Origin of the sequence: Gilliamella sp. B14384G12, from assembly GCF_016101825.1 — a bacterium.
Classification (GTDB): Bacteria; Pseudomonadota; Gammaproteobacteria; order Enterobacterales; family Orbaceae; genus Gilliamella; species Gilliamella apicola_N.
Genome location: NZ_JACFPU010000006.1, coordinates 1 through 20,057, shown reverse-complemented (window position 1 = coordinate 20,057; position 20,057 = coordinate 1). Strand labels below are relative to the sequence as shown.

18 protein-coding genes and 1 pseudogene are annotated in these 20,057 nt (G+C 34.1%); 15 read left to right on the top strand and 4 right to left on the bottom strand.

Annotated features, from left to right (window positions below; all coding sequences use genetic code 11):
* Positions 1-26: 26 nt before the first annotated feature.
* Entirely contained in the window at positions 27-2,270 is a 2,244-nt protein-coding gene (locus H3S73_RS07680; protein ID WP_198236304.1) for a hypothetical protein, read from the top strand.
* A gap of 291 nt (positions 2,271-2,561) precedes the next feature.
* Here H3S73_RS07680 and H3S73_RS07675 read toward each other — a convergent pair whose 3' ends face one another.
* Positions 2,562-3,197, bottom strand: a complete 636-nt coding sequence (locus H3S73_RS07675) for an RpiB/LacA/LacB family sugar-phosphate isomerase (RefSeq protein WP_198236303.1) — start codon at positions 3,195-3,197, stop codon at positions 2,562-2,564.
* A gap of 250 nt (positions 3,198-3,447) precedes the next feature.
* Between H3S73_RS07675 and H3S73_RS07670 the strand changes: the two genes are divergently transcribed.
* The 4 genes from H3S73_RS07670 (at position 3,448) to kdgR (ending at position 6,793) form a co-directional block, all read left to right on the top strand.
* Positions 3,448-4,620 carry an oligogalacturonate lyase family protein gene (locus H3S73_RS07670; protein ID WP_086326199.1) on the top strand — a complete coding sequence of 391 codons (1,173 nt, stop codon included), beginning with the start codon at positions 3,448-3,450 and terminating at the stop codon, positions 4,618-4,620.
* Between the two features lie 49 nt (positions 4,621-4,669).
* Positions 4,670-5,464, top strand: coding sequence for a gluconate 5-dehydrogenase (locus H3S73_RS07665; RefSeq protein ID WP_065739115.1), 795 nt, complete (start codon positions 4,670-4,672; stop codon positions 5,462-5,464).
* A 96-nt stretch (positions 5,465-5,560) separates the two neighbouring features.
* Positions 5,561-5,881, top strand: coding sequence for a cupin domain-containing protein (locus H3S73_RS07660; protein WP_065601995.1), 321 nt, complete (start codon positions 5,561-5,563; stop codon positions 5,879-5,881).
* Positions 5,882-5,998: 117 nt separating this feature from the next.
* Positions 5,999-6,793: a DNA-binding transcriptional regulator KdgR gene (kdgR, locus tag H3S73_RS07655; protein WP_198236302.1), complete on the top strand. Its 795-nt coding sequence runs from the start codon at positions 5,999-6,001 to the stop codon at positions 6,791-6,793.
* Positions 6,794-6,799: 6 nt separating this feature from the next.
* Here the strand turns inward: kdgR and H3S73_RS07650 are convergent, their stop codons facing one another.
* From H3S73_RS07650 to tusB, 3 genes are all read right to left on the bottom strand, one after another.
* Positions 6,800-7,906 carry an anhydro-N-acetylmuramic acid kinase gene (locus H3S73_RS07650; protein WP_198236301.1) on the bottom strand — a complete coding sequence of 369 codons (1,107 nt, stop codon included), beginning with the start codon at positions 7,904-7,906 and terminating at the stop codon, positions 6,800-6,802.
* A 4-nt stretch (positions 7,907-7,910) separates the two neighbouring features.
* A complete protein-coding gene (tsaC, locus tag H3S73_RS07645; RefSeq protein ID WP_198236300.1) occupies positions 7,911-8,474 on the bottom strand; it encodes an L-threonylcarbamoyladenylate synthase type 1 TsaC in 564 nt (187 codons plus the stop codon).
* A 165-nt stretch (positions 8,475-8,639) separates the two neighbouring features.
* Entirely contained in the window at positions 8,640-8,921 is a 282-nt protein-coding gene (gene tusB, locus H3S73_RS07640) for a sulfurtransferase complex subunit TusB (RefSeq protein ID WP_198236299.1), read from the bottom strand.
* Positions 8,922-9,055: 134 nt separating this feature from the next.
* Here tusB and tsaE point away from each other — a divergent pair, with 134 nt between their 5' ends.
* The 10 genes and pseudogenes from tsaE (at position 9,056) to purT (ending at position 19,762) form a co-directional block, all read left to right on the top strand.
* Positions 9,056-9,523, top strand: a complete 468-nt coding sequence (gene tsaE, locus H3S73_RS07635) for a tRNA (adenosine(37)-N6)-threonylcarbamoyltransferase complex ATPase subunit type 1 TsaE (protein WP_198236298.1) — start codon at positions 9,056-9,058, stop codon at positions 9,521-9,523.
* Between the two features lie 67 nt (positions 9,524-9,590).
* Positions 9,591-10,295: pseudogene (locus H3S73_RS07630) on the top strand (N-acetylmuramoyl-L-alanine amidase); the annotation flags it as partial.
* Positions 10,296-10,315: 20 nt separating this feature from the next.
* Positions 10,316-12,175, top strand: a complete 1,860-nt coding sequence (mutL, locus tag H3S73_RS07625; protein ID WP_198236296.1) for a DNA mismatch repair endonuclease MutL — start codon at positions 10,316-10,318, stop codon at positions 12,173-12,175.
* Positions 12,172-13,083 carry a tRNA (adenosine(37)-N6)-dimethylallyltransferase MiaA gene (gene miaA / locus H3S73_RS07620; protein WP_198236295.1) on the top strand — a complete coding sequence of 304 codons (912 nt, stop codon included), beginning with the start codon at positions 12,172-12,174 and terminating at the stop codon, positions 13,081-13,083. The genes mutL and miaA overlap by 4 nt, the downstream gene beginning before the upstream one ends.
* Before the next feature lie 304 nt (positions 13,084-13,387).
* Positions 13,388-13,633 carry an RNA chaperone Hfq gene (gene hfq, locus H3S73_RS07615; protein ID WP_065738153.1) on the top strand — a complete coding sequence of 82 codons (246 nt, stop codon included), beginning with the start codon at positions 13,388-13,390 and terminating at the stop codon, positions 13,631-13,633.
* Positions 13,634-13,654: 21 nt separating this feature from the next.
* A complete protein-coding gene (gene hflX, locus H3S73_RS07610) occupies positions 13,655-14,950 on the top strand; it encodes a ribosome rescue GTPase HflX (protein ID WP_198236294.1) in 1,296 nt (431 codons plus the stop codon).
* Between the two features lie 23 nt (positions 14,951-14,973).
* Positions 14,974-16,191, top strand: a complete 1,218-nt coding sequence (gene hflK / locus H3S73_RS07605; RefSeq protein ID WP_198236293.1) for an FtsH protease activity modulator HflK — start codon at positions 14,974-14,976, stop codon at positions 16,189-16,191.
* Between the two features lie 17 nt (positions 16,192-16,208).
* On the top strand, positions 16,209-17,171 hold the full coding sequence (gene hflC, locus H3S73_RS07600; RefSeq protein ID WP_198236359.1) for a protease modulator HflC: 963 nt from the start codon (positions 16,209-16,211) through the stop codon (positions 17,169-17,171).
* 19 nt (positions 17,172-17,190) lie between these two features.
* A complete protein-coding gene (locus H3S73_RS07595) occupies positions 17,191-18,489 on the top strand; it encodes an adenylosuccinate synthase (RefSeq protein WP_198236292.1) in 1,299 nt (432 codons plus the stop codon).
* Between the two features lie 91 nt (positions 18,490-18,580).
* Positions 18,581-19,762 carry a formate-dependent phosphoribosylglycinamide formyltransferase gene (purT, locus tag H3S73_RS07590; protein WP_198236291.1) on the top strand — a complete coding sequence of 394 codons (1,182 nt, stop codon included), beginning with the start codon at positions 18,581-18,583 and terminating at the stop codon, positions 19,760-19,762.
* Positions 19,763-20,057: the final 295 nt, after the last annotated feature.

The following is a 20,057-nucleotide window of genomic DNA, read 5'->3' as shown; positions in this document are numbered from 1 at the left end:
TGTAATAAAAAATGTTAGGACCCATAATGAAAAAAATATTAACTTCAATACTTTGTCTATCTATGCTTTATGCTAACGTTGCTTCTGCACAAGAATGGAAAACGATAGCCTTTGGTCAATCGACAGACTTGAACTTTGCATCGCTTATTAAACCAGAAAAAGTGGGAACCAATAATGCTTGGATAGCTGGTCAAAACGATTATTTAATTCCAAATCAATCTTATCAGTTACCTTCTGATTTTTACTTAGAAAGTCGTGGAGGTAAAATTGCTAACTCACATGATGGAATGGTGGTGTTTTATACCCAATTACCGGTTGATCAAACTTTTATATTAGAAAGTGATGTTACCTTAGAGCAAATCGGACCTGAAGTGGATGGTAAAACTCCTGCTGCTCAAGAAGCGGTTGGTTTATTTGCTCGAGATACAATTGGCGTTGCTAGAAGTGAACCACAGCCAGCAGGTTACGAAGAGTTTCCTAATGCTTCAAATGTAATTATGAATGCATTAATTACTCAAAATCAAAAAAATGATAATTTAGTAAAAGTAACCGGCTTAGTACGTGATGGCGTAAAAAAAGCATGGGGAAATGAAGGCATATCAATTGAGAAAGTTGGTTATGTTGAAAATGTTAACTATGTTAATGTTAAAAGTATGCATTTAACAATGACAAGAACAGACAATCAATTTATCTTATCGATGAAAAATAATGCGACAGGTGAAGAGAAACAGTGGGCAACCAATGATTATTCAGGATTTTTAAATCAACAAGATAATAAAAATATTTATGTTGGTTTTTTTGCATCTAGAAATGCAAAAGTTGAATTTAAAAATTCCAAATTAACGCTTAATGATGAAAAAGTTAACTATGATAAATTACCGGCTAAACCAGAAGTTATTGTGGATATTAAGCCAACTTTAACCTTATCATCATCAGAAAATGTATTTAGTAAAAATTATACATTACAGTTTTTCCCAAATACTTCAGGTACTGTAACCGTTAAAGAAATTAATAAAAAATTAAAGGCGCAAACGGGTAAATTATTACAGTTCCCAACTCAGCTAAAAGAGGGTAGTAATGTCTTTACTGTAGAGTTTAAAGATAAAAGAAAAACTAATACACAAACCTTTACAGTAGATTTAAATCAATCATCAATTGAAGATTTATCTAACATTATTGTTTCACCAGAAGGTAAAAAAGATAATAAAGGTACCGAGCAATCACCAGTGGATTTTAAAACAGCCGTTAATAGCGTTGTTCCAGGTGGTGTTATTCATTTGATGGATGGCTATTACGACGGTATAACTCTTCCAGCTCAATTAAGCGGATTGCCAGATAAATTAAAAACGATACAAGCAATTAATAAACATAAAGCCATTTTTATCAATAACACATTTAAGTTAGACAGCAACTATTGGTCTATTAAACACGTTATCTTTGATGGAAATATTGATGATAAAGATAATAAGCCAGCCTATTTAAGAATTTCGGGTAGTCATAATGTCATTGATCAAGTTATTACCCGTAATAATAGTGATACAGGGCTTTCAATATCAGCCAAAAATAAAAACGAAAATAGAATTTATTGGCCATCTTATAACTTAATTCTTAACTCTGATTCTTATAATAATATGGATAAATCAGGTAAAAATGCTGATGGCTTTGCCGCTAAATTAGGTGTTGGTAAAGGGAATGTCTTTAGAGGATGTATTGCACATAATAATACCGATGATGGGTTTGATCTTTATAATAAAATTGAAGATGGTCCAAATGAACCAGTATTAATTGACAGTTCAGTCACTTATTCAAATGGTTTTCCTTTCTCTAAACCGAACATTGCTAAAGGAAGTATTGGTAATGGCTTTAAATTAGGTGCTGAAGGACAACCAGTAAATCATAAAATTATCAATTCTATTTCATTAAACAATAATATGGATGGATTTACAGATAACTTTAATACTGGTTCTTATATAATGAACAATAATATTTCGATTAATAGTGCAAGATATAATTATATTTTACGAGCTAATCCTTATGAGTTTTTAAAACCAAAGGTAACGTTTGAACATAATTACTCTATTCGTGATAGCTGGGAATCAGCAATAAAAGATTCATTTGGACCACAGATCAAAAGTAAACATTTTAAATCAGTGACCAGTGATGAATTATGGCAACGTGATGTTGAATTTAAAATAACTCGAGATGAAAATGGTAATATTGTATTACCAAAAGAGTTAAAAATCTTAATCGAAAAAAATAAAGCAAAATAATCAAACGATATAATTAAACGACAGTGCGCTAAGTCTAATATCAGGCTTAGCGCTTTTTTTATCTTCAAATTTTCCTTTTCCAATCCAATTCCTCAATTTTTATTACACGATAATTAATAGTGTTTAAGATTTGTTGCTAAAAAATAATTAAATTTAATAATGATATTTAATACCATTCTATTTGGATTTATTAAATAAAGAGATTATTAGAAGTAATGAGAAATGTGCCATTTCATCAATTAAGTTGAAATGACACAAAATTTTAGGATGCAGTAAATAATTAATTCTAAATTAAGCTAGTAAACTTTTGATAAAATCTGTAATCTCAGGATTTTGACTGTTTTCAAATAAACATTTTTGGAAACGTTTGCCTCTGATTGCATCTTTAAGTAATGATTGATCAATTGATTTCAAGGCTTCAATTAAACTTTTTCCTGCTGCATTTTTCATATCATTTAAAATTACGGCATTAGCGTTTTGAGATTCGCGACGCTCAGGCGGATAACCTAATCCTTTTTCGCCATCGAATGCTTTTTCAAAAATATAACGAGCATTCAGTTCTGCGCCCCAACCAAAGCCTTTAGCAAAAGCAAGTGATAAAGCATTACCATTATTCACTTGTGCAAATAAGTAAGCATCAGTAGGCTCAATACAATAACCACAGTTAACACCTGGAAATGCATTTAATGCCATTAATGCGCCTTGTCCCGTTCCACAGCCTGTGATAACAAAATCAACAGCTTTGCTGTTTAATAAAATAGCGCTAATAATACCTAAATGAACATAAGTTAATTTTTTATCATTGTCGCCATCCATCCCAACATTAAAAACCGTATGCCCATGTTTCTCAGTTGCGTTTTTTAATTCATTTAAAATAATTGGATTCTTAGCTGCTTGGCTAAATTCGTTCATTAGTGCTATTTTCATAATTTCCCTCTATTTTGATTGAAATAATAACTTATTACATAACAAAGTGTTGTAATTGGTTATTAGTACATTTTACTTTCATTATAAACTTGAAAAAAAATATATCAATTTTTTTAAGTAAAATAAAACGATGTTTTAATAAATTTATTGCAATGTGATGAAAGTCACAAAATCATCAATCTTTTTATATTACTATATTTATAAATGAATATCTTTTAAACATTTGTGTATTTCTATTCAGGGAGTTTATATGGCTAAGGGGAATATCGTAAAGCTATCATATTCATCATTTACTGATGAAGATTCAAAAAATGAAATTATTCGGTTAACGCCAGAGGGTATTTTATGCCATCGCAATTATTTCTATCAAAAGTGCTTTACTAATGATGGCCAAAAGCTACTTTTTGCTGGTGAGTTTGATACTAATCGTAACTATTACTTACTTGATATTGAAAACCAAACAGCAAAACAACTAACCGAAGGACCTGGTGATAATACCTTTGGTGGTTTTTTATCGCCAGATGATAAATTTTTATACTATGTAAAAAACGAACGCAATTTACAACAAGTTAATCTTGAAACTTTAGAAGAAAAAAATGTTTATACTGTACCTGATGAATGGGTAGGTTATGGTACATGGGTTGCCAATAGTGATTGTAATGAAATTGTCGGTATTGAAATTGATAAAAAAGATTGGACACCGCTTACCGACTGGACAATATTTAAAGCATTTTATGATAAAAATCCACACTGCCGTTTAATCAAGATTGATATTGAAACGGGTGTAGCTAAAACAGTAATTGATCAAAATGTATGGTTAGGACATCCAATTTTTAGACCTTTTGATGATAATACTATCGCATTTTGCCATGAAGGGCCTCATGATTTAGTTGATGCAAGAATTTGGTTGGTCGATCGTGATGGTAAAAATGAACGAAAAGCCCATGATAATTTACCTGGTGAGAGTTGTACTCATGAATTTTGGGTTCCAGATGGATCAGGACTTGCTTATGTGTCTTATATGAAAGGACAACAAGAACGATATATCCGTCTTTATAATCCTGTGACGAATGAAGATAAAGAAATTATGGAGATGCCAGCTTGTTCACACTTAATGAGTAATTTTGATGGTACGCTGTATATTGGAGATGGAACTGGCAGCCCAGTTGACGTAATTGATACCAGTGGTTACAAAATTGAAAATGATCCATGGCTTTATATTTTAGCACCTAAAACAAAAACAGCACATAAATTGGTTAAGCATAATAGTACATGGCGAGTTTTAGATGGTGATCGTCAAGTGACTCATCCTCATCCATCATTTTCACCTGATAATAAATACGTTTTATACTCATGTGATGCACAAGATGAACCCGCACTTTATTTAACCAAAGTGCCAGCTAACATATTAGAAGAAATGTGATAGACCCTTTTTGTCTATCATAACGATAACGGAGAATATAATTATGTCGATTTTAAATAAATTTTCACTCACCAATAAAATAGCGCTGGTAACGGGCGCGTCTTATGGCATCGGTTTTGAGATAGCAAAATCATTAGCGAGTGCTGGAGCGAAAATCGTATTTAATGATGTGGTACCTGAAAATTTACAAAAAGGCCTTGATGCTTATAAAGAGGCTGGTATTGATGCACATGGCTATCTATTTGATATTACAGATGAAGCTGTTGTTGAAAAATCCATTGCTCAAATTGAAAAAGAACATGGTGTGATTGATATTTTAGTGAATAATGCCGGCATTATTCAACGTAAATCAATGCTTGAAACAAGTGCTGCTGATTATCGAAAAATTATTGATATCGACCTTACTGGTCAATTTATTATGGCAAAAGCGGTTCTTCCTTCAATGATCAAAAAAGGCAGTGGTAAAATTATCAACATCTGTTCAATGATGAGTGAGCTTGGTCGTGAAACGGTTGTTGGTTATGCCTCCGCTAAAGGTGGTTTAAAAATGTTAACTAAAAACATCTGTTCTGAATTTGGTCATGCTAATATTCAATGTAATGGTATTGGCCCAGGTTATATTGCCACCCCTCAAACTGCACCATTACGTGAAAAACAAGCAGATGGTTCTCGTCACCCATTTGATCAGTTTATTATTGCTAAAACACCAGCAGGACGATGGGGTACTCCTGATGATTTAGCCGGTGCAGCCGTATTTTTAGCATCTGAAGCTTCAAATTTTGTTAACGGTCATATTCTTTATGTTGATGGTGGTATTTTGGCTTATATTGGTAAACAACCTTAATTAAATAAGCTTAAAAATTAGTTAATTTAAGAGATAATAAAATAAAGATATATTTTTATTATCTCTTGTTTATTTTATGAATTTAGGAGTGATGTCATGTTTTGTTTTAATTCGGATATCGAATTAATTGATTTAGGAAATGGCGTTAAACGTAAAGTTTTAGCGCATGATGGTAATATGATGGCGGTTGAAGTTCATTTTGAAACAGGCGCTATTGGTGCAATGCATCATCATCCACACGAACAACTCACTTATGTTTTATCTGGTGAATTCGAATTTACTATTGGTGATGAAACCAAAATTGTTCGTACTGGCGATACGTTATATAAAAAGCCTAATATTGAACATGGTTGCGTTTGCAAACAAGCGGGTGTGTTGCTTGATATGTTTACTCCGCAGAGATTAGATTTTTTATAAAATAGCTAGTAACGACTCATTATTAATTATGATATACTTTCGATAGTTTTTATTTGTTCTAGTTGATCGTTTAATAATAGAATAATGACTAATTTTTAGTAAGGAGATGTGCTAATAATGAATGATAGCTCACCAGAATCGGTTGCTTCGGTTTTAAAAGTTTTCGGAATTTTAGAAGCTTTATCTGAATCTAAAGACATCGCTATATCAGAATTATCGCAAAAAGTAATGATGCCAAAAAGCACAGCTTATCGATTTTTACAAACCATGAAATCATTAGGTTATGTTAATCAAGAAGAAGATTCAGATAAATATTCTCTTAATTTGAAATTACTTGATTTAGGTAACCGTGTGCTTTATCACCAAAACTTCTTAGCTATTGCTGATTTAGAGATGAGAAAGTTAAGGGATAAAACAAAAGAAACGATTCATTTAGCCGTTCGTGAAGGTGACCAAATTATCTACATTAATAAAGTGGCATCAGAACAATATAGTCTGTGTTTAACGTCTAAAATAGGTAATCAAGCGACTGTTCATGCTAGTGGATTAGGTAAAGTATTATTAGCTTGGTTAGATGATGAAAGCAAAAAAAGTTTAGTTGACGGTATAGATTTTGTTCAATACACAACTAAAACTATTACAAGTAAAGAGGCATTTTTTGCTGAACTTGATGAAGTTAAACGTTTAGGCTATGGCAAAGATGATGAAGAATCTGAGCTTGGTTTACGTTGTTTTGCGGTACCCATTTATAATCGTTTAGGCAATATTATTGCTGCTTTAAGTTTATCAACCTCAATTTTTAGATGCAGTACTGAGGAAGATGAAGCTAAACTAGTGAGTGAAATTAGTCAAGCTGCAGCAAAAATATCTGAATTAATTGGTTATAATAAGCAGTCAAAATCATCAGATTAAAGATAATTATTGATAAATAACCCCTAAACTTACTGCTTGGCTTGCTCCTGTTACTTCTGGAATATTTGATGGGAGATTATTGATTTTACAATAAGCAAGCCAAGCAAAAGCAATCGCTTCCATATCATCACCATTTATGCCTTTTGTATCTGTTGTTAATACTGTCCATGACGGAAGCAATCGAGATAAACGCTCCATAAGAAGAGGGTTTTTTGCGCCACCTCCACACACTAACAGCTCACAAGATAATCTATTTTCTATCGGTAATTTCTTTATTTCATTGGAAATAGATAAAGCTGTCAACTCAACTAAAGTTGCTTGGATATCTTGCGCAGCTAAATTGAAACCTGCTAATTTATTGTGTAACCAAGGTAAATTAAATAGTTCTCGACCCGTACTTTTAGGTGCAGGCATTTGAAAATAATTTTCCTTATAAAGATAATCTAATAAATCTTGGTTAATGTTTCCCGTTTTTGCCCATAATCCATCTTGATCATAGTTTTTACCTAACTGCTCTTTGATCCATCCATCGAGTAATACATTACCAGGACCTGTGTCATAACCTATTACAGGGTATTGAGGTATTAAAACAGTGATATTACTTATTCCTCCAATATTAAGTATCACACGATTGATATGTGGATCTTGTAATACTGCTTTATGAAAAGCCGGCACCAGTGGTGCACCTTGACCACCATAAGCCATATCTTTACGTCGAAAATCTGCAATGGTGGTTATACCTGTTTTGGCTGCAATAATATTGGCATCTCCAATTTGCATGGTAAACGGATTTGCGCCACTTGGTGCATGGTAAATGGTTTGCCCATGACATCCTATAGCTGTAATTTGGTGTTTTTTTATCTGATTATCTTTTAAAAATTGATTTATGCTATCAGCAAAAAGCTGCCCAAGTATGTGATCAATTTCACCTAAATTTTGCAATGAGGTTTGTTTGGTTTCGCATAACGTCAGTAGAAGTTGTTTTAAATGGGCTGGCATTGGATAACAATCACTAGCGATTGATGTAACTTTTTTTTCTGTTATATTCACTAAAGCAATATCAATACCATCCATACTGGTACCAGACATTACACCAATATATAAATTTTGCATAATGTTATCCTTGTCGAATGATTTTACCCGTTCTTATGTCTCTAATTTCAGAAGGTTGTAAGCGATGACCGGTTTCACCTTTTAATACAGGAAAATCGTCCCCAAATTGTCTTTTGACTTCAAAAACAGTTCGACAGGGATTATGACCTGAAAGATTAGCACTTGATGAAACGAGTGGTTTACCAAATAGATCACAAAGCTGACAAACTAAAGGATGATCAGTGACTCGCACCGCGATAGAATCAAATTTACCTGTTAAAAAATAGGGAGTCGTTCTATTTTTGGGAAAAATCCAAGTGACTGGTCCGGGCCAGCTCGTAAATGCTAACTGCTTTTGTTCTTTATTAAGGGAGGAATCATCAATATAAGGGAGTAATTGTTGATAATGACTTGCAATTAAAATTAGCCCTTTATCGATTGAGCGCTGCTTTAACTTTAGTAGTGTTAGTACAGCAGCCTCACTGTTAGGATCACAACCCAATCCAAAAACGGCTTCGGTAGGGTAAGCAATAACATCACCCTTTTTTAAACGATCATTACATTCTGATAGTGTTAATAAATTTGTCATTAAGATTTAAATGTTAATAAAAACGATTGAAAATTATATTAAACCTAGGGATTTAGATTTGCAAATTAGCTGAGATTAATTTAAAACATCACAATTATCGATAATAAAACACAATGATTAAGATAATTAAAACTGATAGTTTGGGCTGGTTTACAAATAACCTTATTATTGCCAATTCATTTGTGGGTAATTGATTGCTGTTAATTCAACTGCTTGCTGCATATTGATAATTTTGACTCTTGGATCAATAAATGGCTGTAAACCACGAGCTTGAATATCATTATCAATAATGTAGCAATGTGCAGTTTTCTTGATAATTTCATCTAATAATGGATTATCTTGTAGCGCAATAATCACACCGTTTTGCCAAAATAAAACGGCATCTTGTTGCGATATTACTTGTGTATCTACGATTGATTGGTTAGCGGTTGAAATAGTATGTAACATAATTCTCACTTTTTATACTGAAACGTATAGTTAACCTGAAACTTTTTGACAGAAAAGCAAGTTAATCTTGTTTGGTACATCTTTAATGGTTATTAGTATATAATAAGGACTATTTATTGAGCAAAGAATTCATCATGAAACCTATTATTTTAGCCGATGAGCAAGCAACCATTTCATTGGGTGGCAAACTTGCTAAGCAATGTTTAAACTATTTATCCACACATGATGATACGATAGTTATTTATTTAATGGGTGACCTTGGTGCAGGTAAAACCACCTTTAGTCGTGGATTTTTACAACAATTAGGTCATATAGGTAATGTCAAAAGTCCAACATATACTTTAGTTGAACCTTATCAGTTTTGTGATTTCTCTGTTTATCATTTTGATTTATACAGGTTAATTGATTCTGAAGAACTTGAGTTTATGGGTATTCGTGAATATTTTTCTTCGCGTTCGATCTGTTTAGTTGAATGGCCTGAACAAGCACAAGGTATATTGCCAAGTGCAGATCTCGAAATTCATTTGGCTTATTTAGCCTGTGAGCGTACGGCTTGTGTGCAAGCAAAAAGCGAAAAGGGTCGAACTATTATTAATCTTTAACAATAAACATTAACGGTAAAAGATCATGAAAAAATTACTTACTTTCTTAATGTTATTAGTGTTTTGTAGTTCAGCTTATGCAACTAAAGTAGTGATTGCCGTTGATGCAGGGCATGGTGGTAAAGATTCTGGTGCAATAGGTCAAAGTAATTTATATGAAAAGACTGTTACGTTTTCAATTGCCAAAAAATTGACTAATTTATTAAATAAAGATCCTAGTTTTAAAGGAGTATTAACCCGTAGCAATGATACTTTTATCTCGGTTCCCCTGCGTTCAGACATTGCTCGAAAAAATAAAGCTAATTTATTAGTTTCAATTCATGCTGATGCAGCGCCAAATCGTAATGCAACTGGTGCATCAGTTTGGGTTTTATCGACCAAACGAGCCGATACTGAGCTTGGTCGATGGCTTGAACAAGATGAAAAAAAATCTCAATTATTAGGCGGGGCTGGAGATGTTCTCGCTGACGATAATAATCGTCACCTAAATCAAGCGGTGTTAGATTTACAATTTTCTTATTCTCAGCGAGTAGGTTATGAATTAGCAACGCAAGTTTTAAAATCAATCAAAAGTGTAACTAATCTTCATAAAAATCTGCCGGAACATGCAAGTTTAGGTGTTTTACGTTCACCTGATATCCCATCGATTTTAATTGAAGTTGGTTTTATTTCTAACCAAGAAGAAGAGCGTCTGTTAAGCAGTAATGCCCATCAAGATAAGATTGCTAAAGCCATTTATCAAGGTATAAAAAACTACGTAAAACAGAACCCTAAATTTGGAGAACAACATTAATGGCAATCCACATTCTATCTCCCCAATTAGCAAATCAAATTGCAGCAGGTGAGGTAGTAGAGCGCCCAGCATCGGTTATTAAAGAATTAGTTGAAAACAGCCTTGATGCGGGCAGTACTCAAATTGATATAGATCTTGAGCAAGGCGGCTGTAAATTAATTCGTATTCGTGATAATGGTTGTGGAATTAATAAAGATGAATTAGCCCTTGCTTTAGCTCGTCATGCAACCAGTAAAATCAGTACGTTAGATGATTTAGATGCAATTATTAGTCTTGGATTTCGTGGCGAGGCATTAGCAAGTATTAGTTCTGTTTCTAGATTAACATTAACATCGAGAACCGCTGAACAGTCTGAAGCATGGCAAGTTTATGCAGAAGGGCGAGATATGACGCCAACTATTAAACCAGCGGCTCATCCCATTGGCTCAACAGTTGAAGTTCTTGACCTATTTTATAATACTCCAGCAAGGCGCCGTTTTTTAAAAACAGAAAAAACCGAATTTATGCATATCGAGGAATTTGTACGTCGCATTGCACTGGCTCGTCCTGATGTCTCTTTTAATTTGCAACATAACGGTAAATTGGTTAAACAGTATCGAGCATCGGAATTAGAAAAAAGAGTGGAATTAGTTTGCGGCCGAGCGTTTATGCAAAAAGCGGTAAAACTGGATTGGCAACACGATGATTTAGTGATTCAAGGCTGGGTTACTAGTAGTGAAAGTAGCGAACTGCAATACTTTTATGTTAATGGTCGTGTCATAAAAGACAAATTGCTTAATCATGCATTACGACAAGCTTACAATAGCCGTACTCATGAACAACAGAGTTATGTTGTATTTTTACAAATTGATCCTAAGCAAGTCGATGTTAATGTGCATCCAGCAAAACACGAAGTGCGTTTCCATGAAGCGAGATTAGTACATGATTTTGTTTATCAAGCAATTGTCATGGCACTTGAATCAAATCAACAGCTGACATATAACGAAAAAATGGTAATGGCTCCAAATCGACAAGCTGCTGGTGAAAACATCTTTAATCAAAAAATCGAAACTGAGCAGAAAAATTATCCAACAATTGACTCGTTACCTAAAAAACCAATTAATCATATTAAAGAAAATGCAATTTATGGTCAGTTAGTCGAAACTAAACCAAAAGTTGAAATAGAAAAAACTCAGCTACAATCCTTTCAATCGACAGAAGATAAGGATTCAATAACCGCACCACAACAGGCAGTTATTGAGGCACTATTTCCTAAACGAAATGTGCCATTACAATCATTACAACAGCAACTTGACAGTTCATCGTTAGTGCAATTTGGCCGAGTATTAACAGTTATTCAATCTGATGTAGCATTGCTTGAAAAGTATGAAGATAATCAGCAAAAATTAATGTTGATGAAATTACCTGTTGCCCAACAAAAAGTAACGGCAATTAAATTATTATCTCAAGAATCTGAAAAATTATTAATTCCTTTAACGATATTAATTGATCATAAAGAACAGCAAGTTTTTACGAGTTATCAAAAACAATTAGATTTTTTAGGTTTTGATTTTTACGTAGATAAAGCAAAATTACATTTACAAAGTGTGCCCAAAATGTTGCGGACTATGAATTGGCAACAAATCTTGCCAGCATTAATTAGTTTTTTATCAGAATCAGAACAGGTAATATTAGATCCAACACAGATAGCTAATTGGTTAGCCAATCAATATGATGACGGCCATGCAGTATGTTGGAGTGTAGCGAAAGTGATTCAGTTATTAGCTCAATTAGAACAGATAGATATTAATCTGTTACAGCAACAAACATTTTTATATCCAGTTAATATACAATTATTTACTCAATCGATTTTATCATGAACAAACCAAAAATTATTTCTTTAATGGGGCCGACAGCATCTGGTAAAACGGCATTTGCTATGGCTCTTTATGAGCGTTATCCTGTTGATATTATAAGTGTTGATTCAGCGCTCATTTATCGTGGCATGGATATTGGAACAGCAAAACCAACAAAAGCAGAGCTACAGAAATATCCACATAAATTGATTGATATTTGCGATCCTGCACAAAGCTATTCGGCAGCTAATTTTCGGCATGATGCGATTGTCGAAATCGAAAAGACTCTAAGCAAAGGACGCATTCCATTGTTAGTCGGTGGCACCATGTTATATTTTAAAGCGTTAATTGAGGGGCTGTCACCGCTTCCTGTTGCTAACATGGAAATACGTAAACAAATAGAGGAAAAAGCCAATAAAATGGGGTGGCAAGCGATTCATGAAGAATTGCAAAAAGTTGATCCAGTATCGGCTGAGCGTATCCACCCTAATGATCCACAGCGCCTAAATCGTGCTTTGGAAGTTTATCTTATTACAGGTAAAAGTTTAACTGAGCTAACCCAAGAAAGTGGTGAAGCTTTGCCATATGATGTTATGCAATTTGCTATCATGCCAGATGATAGGGCTGAACTTCATCAGCGTATTGAGCAGCGTTTTTTACAGATGTTAGATCAAGGTTTTGAAAATGAGGTCAAGACGCTTATGCAACGATCTGATTTACATTTAAACTTACCCTCTATACGCTGTGTTGGTTATCGCCAAATGTGGGAATACTTAAATGGAGATACCAGTTATGATGAAATGGTATTCAAAGGAATTTGTGCTACTCGTCAATTAGCAAAACGGCAAATTACTTGGCTTCGTGGTTGGAAGCAACCTATAACGTGGTTAAATAAAAATAATATGGAAAATATTTTCAATCATCTCTTTTAATTTCAAATAGATATTTTTGTTGCTTATTCCTTGGTCTTTTTATTTATTGATAGTTTATTTAGTTTTGTTAAAATATTTTAAGTTAATGAGGCGGTTTCGTATATTTTTTTGTCTAGTTAATGTAAATTTATTAAAATTTTAGTTATTTGTGCATAAATTGCAATTGATCGGTTCAAGTGCCGTGTTTTTTATGTTATTTTGGTATTTACTTACGTAAATATTCTATAATTGCAATTACAGTAGATATTTATTTTTGAAAATATAATTTCAATCTTCATATTATTTCATTTTAAAGGATAATCTCATGTCAAAAGGGCAGTCATTACAAGATCCTTATTTGAATTTGCTTCGTCGCGAGCATATTCCTGTATCAATTTATTTGGTTAATGGTATTAAATTACAAGGTCAAATCGAATCATTCGATCAATTTGTTATATTACTAAAAAATACTGTAAGCCAAATGGTTTATAAACATGCTATCTCAACAGTTGTACCATCAAGATCAATTTCTGGATTAGTATCTCAGCCAGAAGAGGAAAATGGAAACTGATTAAATCAGCGGAGAATCTGATTGTTTGAGCGATATAAGGGCGGAGAATCTGCCTTATTAGTCCATGTTTTCCTTCCTCAAGAAAGCGATATCGAGGATCTAAAAGAGTTTGAAGTATTGGTTACTTCTGCTCAAATAGAGATTCTCGATATTGTGACAACATCAAGAAAAACCCCTCAAGCCAAATATTTTATTGGTGAGGGTAAAGCCCTAGAAATTGCAGAAAAAGTTAAAGAACTACAAGCTTCAGTTATTTTAGTTAATCATACATTGACGCCTACTCAAGAACGGAATCTAGAAAAACTATGTGAATGTCGCGTTGTTGATCGAACAGGTTTGATTTTAGATATTTTTGCTCAACGAGCAAGAACGCATGAAGGTAAATTACAAGTTGAATTAGCACAATTGCAATATTTATCTACTCGTTTAGTTCGCGGATGGACACATTTAGAACGACAAAAAGGTGGTATTGGTTTACGAGGACCAGGTGAAACACAGTTAGAAACCGATAGACGATTGATTCGTCATAGAATTCAATTAATTTTATCAAGATTGGCTAAAGTAGAAAAACAGCGTAATCAAAATCGTCAATCAAGAAATAAAGCCGATTTATCTACGGCATCTTTAGTTGGATATACCAATGCAGGTAAATCAACACTATTTAATATTCTAACGAATGCCGATGTTTATGCGGCTGATCAGTTATTTGCTACACTTGATCCTACATTAAGAAGGATTACAGTCGATGATGTAGGCGAAGTTGTATTGGCTGATACAGTAGGTTTTATTCGTCACTTACCTCATGATCTGATTGCGGCTTTTAAAGCAACATTGTTAGAAACGCAAGAAGCTGCTTTATTGCTGCATGTTATAGATGCGGCGGATCCTAATATGTTGGATAATATACATGCAGTAGAAGAAGTACTATTTGAAATTGATGCACATGATATTCCAACATTGTTAGTAATGAATAAAATTGATTTAATTGAAGGTAGACAGCCAAGTATTGATCGTGATGAAGAAGGAGTCCCAATTCGTGTTTGGATTTCTGCTCAAAATGGTTTAGGATTAGATCTATTATTTATAGCATTAAAAGAAAGGCTTGCTAAACAGATTCAAGTTTGCCAGTTGAATTTACCAGCTCATTTGGCAAAACTCAGAAGTCGTTTTTATCAGTTAAATGCAGTAGAACGTGAATTTATTAATGATGATGGTAGTTTTCGACTAGATGTGAGAATGCCTTCTATTGAATGGAATCGTCTCTGTAAACAGGAGCCAGATCTGTTATACTTAATTAATACGCAAAATAACAACTAATCGTTAAATGGAGCATATAAAATATGGCGTGGAATCAGCCCGGAAATAACGGACAAGATAACGATCCATGGGGAAGTAACAACAAAAAACCTTCCAATTCAACAAATGATATATTGGATAAAATTAAAGATTTTCTAAAAAAAGGTAATTTAGGCAATAACAATGGTGGTTCATCAAAAACTAAATTACCGATGAGTCCGTCAAAAATTATTGCTATAGCATTTATTGCTATAATTTTTATCTGGGGTCTAAGTGGGTTTTATACCATTAATCAAAGTCAGAGAGGTGTTATTACCCGCTTTGGTCAAGTTCAACCTGAAATTGTTCAACCAGGACTAAATTGGAAACCTACCTTAATCGATAAAGTCTATGTTGTTGACACCCAAGGTACTCGAAATTTCAATGTTCAAGGCTTTATTGTTACTACAGGTGAAAACCTTGTCTTTGTTGAGATGAATGTACAGTATCGTATCAGCAACCCATTAAAATATTTATTCAATGTTACTAATGTTGAAGATAGCCTACGCCAAGCTGCAGATAGTGCACTTCGAACCGCTGTGGGTAGCTCTAATATTGATGCTATCATTTCCGATGGTCGTTCAATTCTTGAAAGTAGCACCAGAGATGAACTCGTTAATGTAATAACCCATTATGATATGGGAATTAATATTGTTGATTTAAACTTCCAAGTGGCTCGTCCACCGGATGAGGTTCAAGATGCTTATGATGATGCAATTCGTGCTCAAGGTGATAGTGAGCGTGAAATCAAACAAGCTGAAGCAGATAAAGTCCAATTAGTTCAGCAAGCTGAAGGTAAATCGGCAAGAATTTTAGCTGATGCTAATGCCTATAAAGTCCGAGTAGAACTTGAAGCGGCAGGTGATGTTGCACGTTTTGAACAAATTTTACCGCAATATAAAGCGGCTCCTGAAATAACTAAAGAGCGTTTATATATTGAAACGATGGAAAAAATATTAGAGAAAACGAATAAAGTCATCGTTAATGATAAAAGCGGTAATTTAATGGTGTTACCATTAGAACAATTATTAAAAAATAAAAGCGAAAAAGTATCTACACCAACTGTAAATCAAAATAGTGACTATAATTTTAATATGCCAAGTTCTTCTGAAGCGATAAAAAGTATACCTCAAACAGCAAGTGAATCACAAAAAAGTGCCACAACAAGTAACAGTAGTTCTACTGGTAACACAGCAAGAACTATGCGAACTATGGGACAATAATAAGGAGAAAGATGAATATGCGTAAATTATTGATTCCTATTGTTTTAATTTTAATTGGTATGTTCTTTTCAAGCGCTTATGTGATAGAAGAAGGGACACGTGGTGTTGTTTTAAGATTTAACAAAATTATTGGATTATCTAATCCAGGATTACATTTTAAAGTTCCGGGTATGGATAGCATCAAAGTTATTGATGCAAAAATTCAAACAACTAATAGTTCTAATAACAGCAAAGAACAACGATTTTTTAACGTACAAAAGAAAGAATTGATTGTTGATTATTTTGTTCAGTGGAAAATTGTTGATTTTAACCGTTATTATGAAACAGTTGCTGGTGGTAATAATGTTGAAGATTTACTTTTAGCGCGTTTAAATGGTCGCCTAAGAGCTGAAATCGGTAAATTAAGCAATAAAGACATTATTAATGATTCTAACGCTGATACTAAATCACGAAATTCTTTGATGATTCGAGTTAAGGATGCTTTAAATGGCAATCATCAAGACTCAGTTGACTCAGCACCAATTGACAAATTGGTTGCTGACACCCAAAAAGATCCTGAAAGCAATAAAACCAGCTTAAGAGCATTTGGTGTTGAAGTGATTGATGTGCGAATTAAACAGATTAACTTCCCTGCTGAGGTTTCTGGTTCCATTTATGCAAGAATGCGAGCAGAACGTGAAGTTATTGCACGTGATAAACGTTTTGAAGGTGTTAGAAAAGCTGAGGAAACAAGAGCAACAGCTACACTTGAAGCAACCAAAATATTATCAGAAGCAGAGCGTCAATCTCGTATTATCCGCGGTGAAGGTGATGCTAATGCGGCAAAACTATACGCTGATGCCTTTGGCAAAGATATGGCGTTTTTTAGTTTTATTCGTAGTTTAAAAGCGTATGAACAAAGCTTTACAGGCAATGATGTGATGGTCATTAGTCCGGATAGTGAGTTTTTCCAGTATATGAAATTGAAATCAAATAAATAACAGAATGAGTAAACAGTCTATGAGTAATAATGTTGTTGTGTTAGGTACACAATGGGGTGATGAAGGCAAAGGTAAAGTTGTCGATTTACTTACTGAAAAAGCAAAATATGTTGTTCGTTATCAAGGCGGACATAATGCAGGTCACACATTAGTTATTAATGGTGAAAAAACTGTACTACACTTAATTCCATCAGGAATTTTGCATAATAATGTTATTAGTATTATTGCTAATGGCGTAGTGCTTTGCCCTGATGCTTTAATGAAAGAGATGAAAGAACTTGAAACTAGAGGTATCCCCGTTAAAGAAAGACTACTCATCTCTGAATCGTGCCCATTAATTTTGCCTTATCATATTGCATTAGATCAAGCTCGAGAAAAAGCTCGTGGTAATAAAGCTATTGGTACTACCGGTCGCGGCATTGGACCTGCTTATGAAGATAAGGTTGCGCGTCGTGGACTTCGTGTCGGGGATTTACTTGATAGAGCGGTATTTGCTGAAAAATTAAAAGAAGTGATGGAATACCACAACTTTCAATTAGTTAATTACTATAAAGCCGATGCAGTTGATTATCAGAAAGTTCTTGATGACACATTAGCAATTGCCGATACTTTAGTGTCTATGATTGCCGATATTCCTGCTCTTTTAGAAGATGCACGAAAAAAAGGCGAAAAAATTATGTTCGAAGGAGCGCAAGGTACATTACTTGATATTGATCATGGTACTTATCCTTACGTGACTTCTTCAAATACAACCGCGGGTGGCGTAGCAACTGGTTCTGGTTTTGGTCCTCGTTATGTTGGTTATGTATTAGGGATTGTTAAAGCCTACTCTACACGAGTTGGGGCAGGACCTTTCCCTACAGAATTATTTGATGAAACGGGTGAATACCTTTGTAAACAAGGGAATGAATTCGGTGCAACAACAGGTCGTCGCCGCCGTACTGGATGGTTAGATGCGGTTGCTGTTCGAAAAGCGGTACAACTTAATTCTGTTTCTGGATTTTGTCTAACAAAACTGGATGTACTCGATGGTCTTAAAGAAGTTAAAATTTGTGTAGGCTATCAATTACCAAATGGTGATGTAATAAAAAATGCACCAGCAGCAGCTGAAGATTGGAGTTTAGTAAAACCAGTTTATGAATCAATGCCTGGTTGGAGTGAATCAACATTTGGAATCAAGAACTATGATGCACTACCACAAGCTGCAAAAAACTATATCAAACGAATTGAAGAATTAACGGAAACACCAGTTGATATTATTTCAACAGGTCCGGATCGTAGTGAAACCATGATTTTACGAGATCCATATTCAGTATAATTTTAAATTAAGAAAAATCGGGATAATTATCCCGATTTTTTATTTTAAGCTAATTAACAAAGTATAATGATTAAACCTATAAGAGGATATTATGACAAAAATAGGGACACCATTATCACCTAGTGCAACAAAAGTTTTACTTTGTGGCGCTGGAGAACTAGCTAAAGAAGTTGTGATTGAATTACAACGATTAGGTTGTGAAGTTATTGCTGTTGATCGTTATGCTAATGCTCCTGCGATGCAAGTTGCACATCGTTATCATATAATCAATATGTTAAATGGTGATGAACTAAGAAACGTCATTGAAACTGAAAAACCTGATTATATTGTTCCTGAAATAGAAGCAATTGCTACTGATACCTTAGTTGAAATGGAAAAAAAAGGTTTTACTGTAATCCCAACGGCCAAAGCCACTCAATTAACAATGAATCGTGAAGGAATACGTCGCCTTGCGGCTGAAAAATTAAAGTTACCAACTTCATCTTATCGTTTTGCTGCAAATAAAACAGAATTTAAACAAGCGATAACAGAGATCGGTTTTCCTTGTTTTGTCAAACCAATTATGAGTTCTTCTGGTAAAGGTCAATCATTATTACGAAGTGAAGTGGATATTGATTCCTCATGGACCTATGCTCAAGAAGGCGGTCGAGCTGGTGAGGGAAAAGTAATAATAGAAGGCTTTGTGGATTTTGATTACGAAATTACCTTACTTACTGTCAAACATATCAATGGTATTTCATTCTGTGAGCCTATCGGTCATCGTCAAGAAAAAGGGGATTATCGAGAATCTTGGCAACCACAGCAAATGTCTAATCAAGCCTTAAATCTAGCAAAAGAAATTGCAACGAAAATAACTGAAGCGCTAGGAGGACGGGGTTTATTTGGTGTAGAATTGTTTGTAAAAGGTGATCAAGTTTGGTTTAGTGAGGTTTCACCTCGTCCACATGACACAGGTTTGGTGACATTAATATCTCAAAACTTGTCCGAATTTGCATTGCACGCCAGAGCTATATTGGGATTACCTATTCCTAATATTGAACAATACGGCGCTGCAGCTTCAGCAGTGATTTTAGTAAATGGTTCTTCAAAACAAGTTACATTTGCTAATTTAGAAAAAGCATTACAAGAACCACATACAGATATACGTTTATTTGGTAAACCTGAAGTAGAGGGTGTAAGACGAATGGGAGTCGCATTGGCGAAAGCCGAAACGAATTCCGAAGCGGTGAATAAAGCAGTAAGTGCAGTTAAACAACTCAAAATAACGCTATAACGCACTGTTTTGAATAAAAAGCAATCAATCAATTCAAAAATAGCAAAATTTCTAAAATAGGGGTTGACGAGTGCAAGTGAAGTGAGTAACATACGCAACCCTTGAGACAGCAAACTAAATAACAAAACATTTAGTTAAATGAAAAAGCTGTCAGCTCTTTAAAAAAGAAGAAACAGACAATCTGTGTGGGCACTTGCGAGACGAAAGATTAAAGTCTACGGACTAAAAAATTAAGTCTTGATAAGTGACACTGAAGATTCATTTGAATTATGTCAGAGACAGTTATTGAGCATCA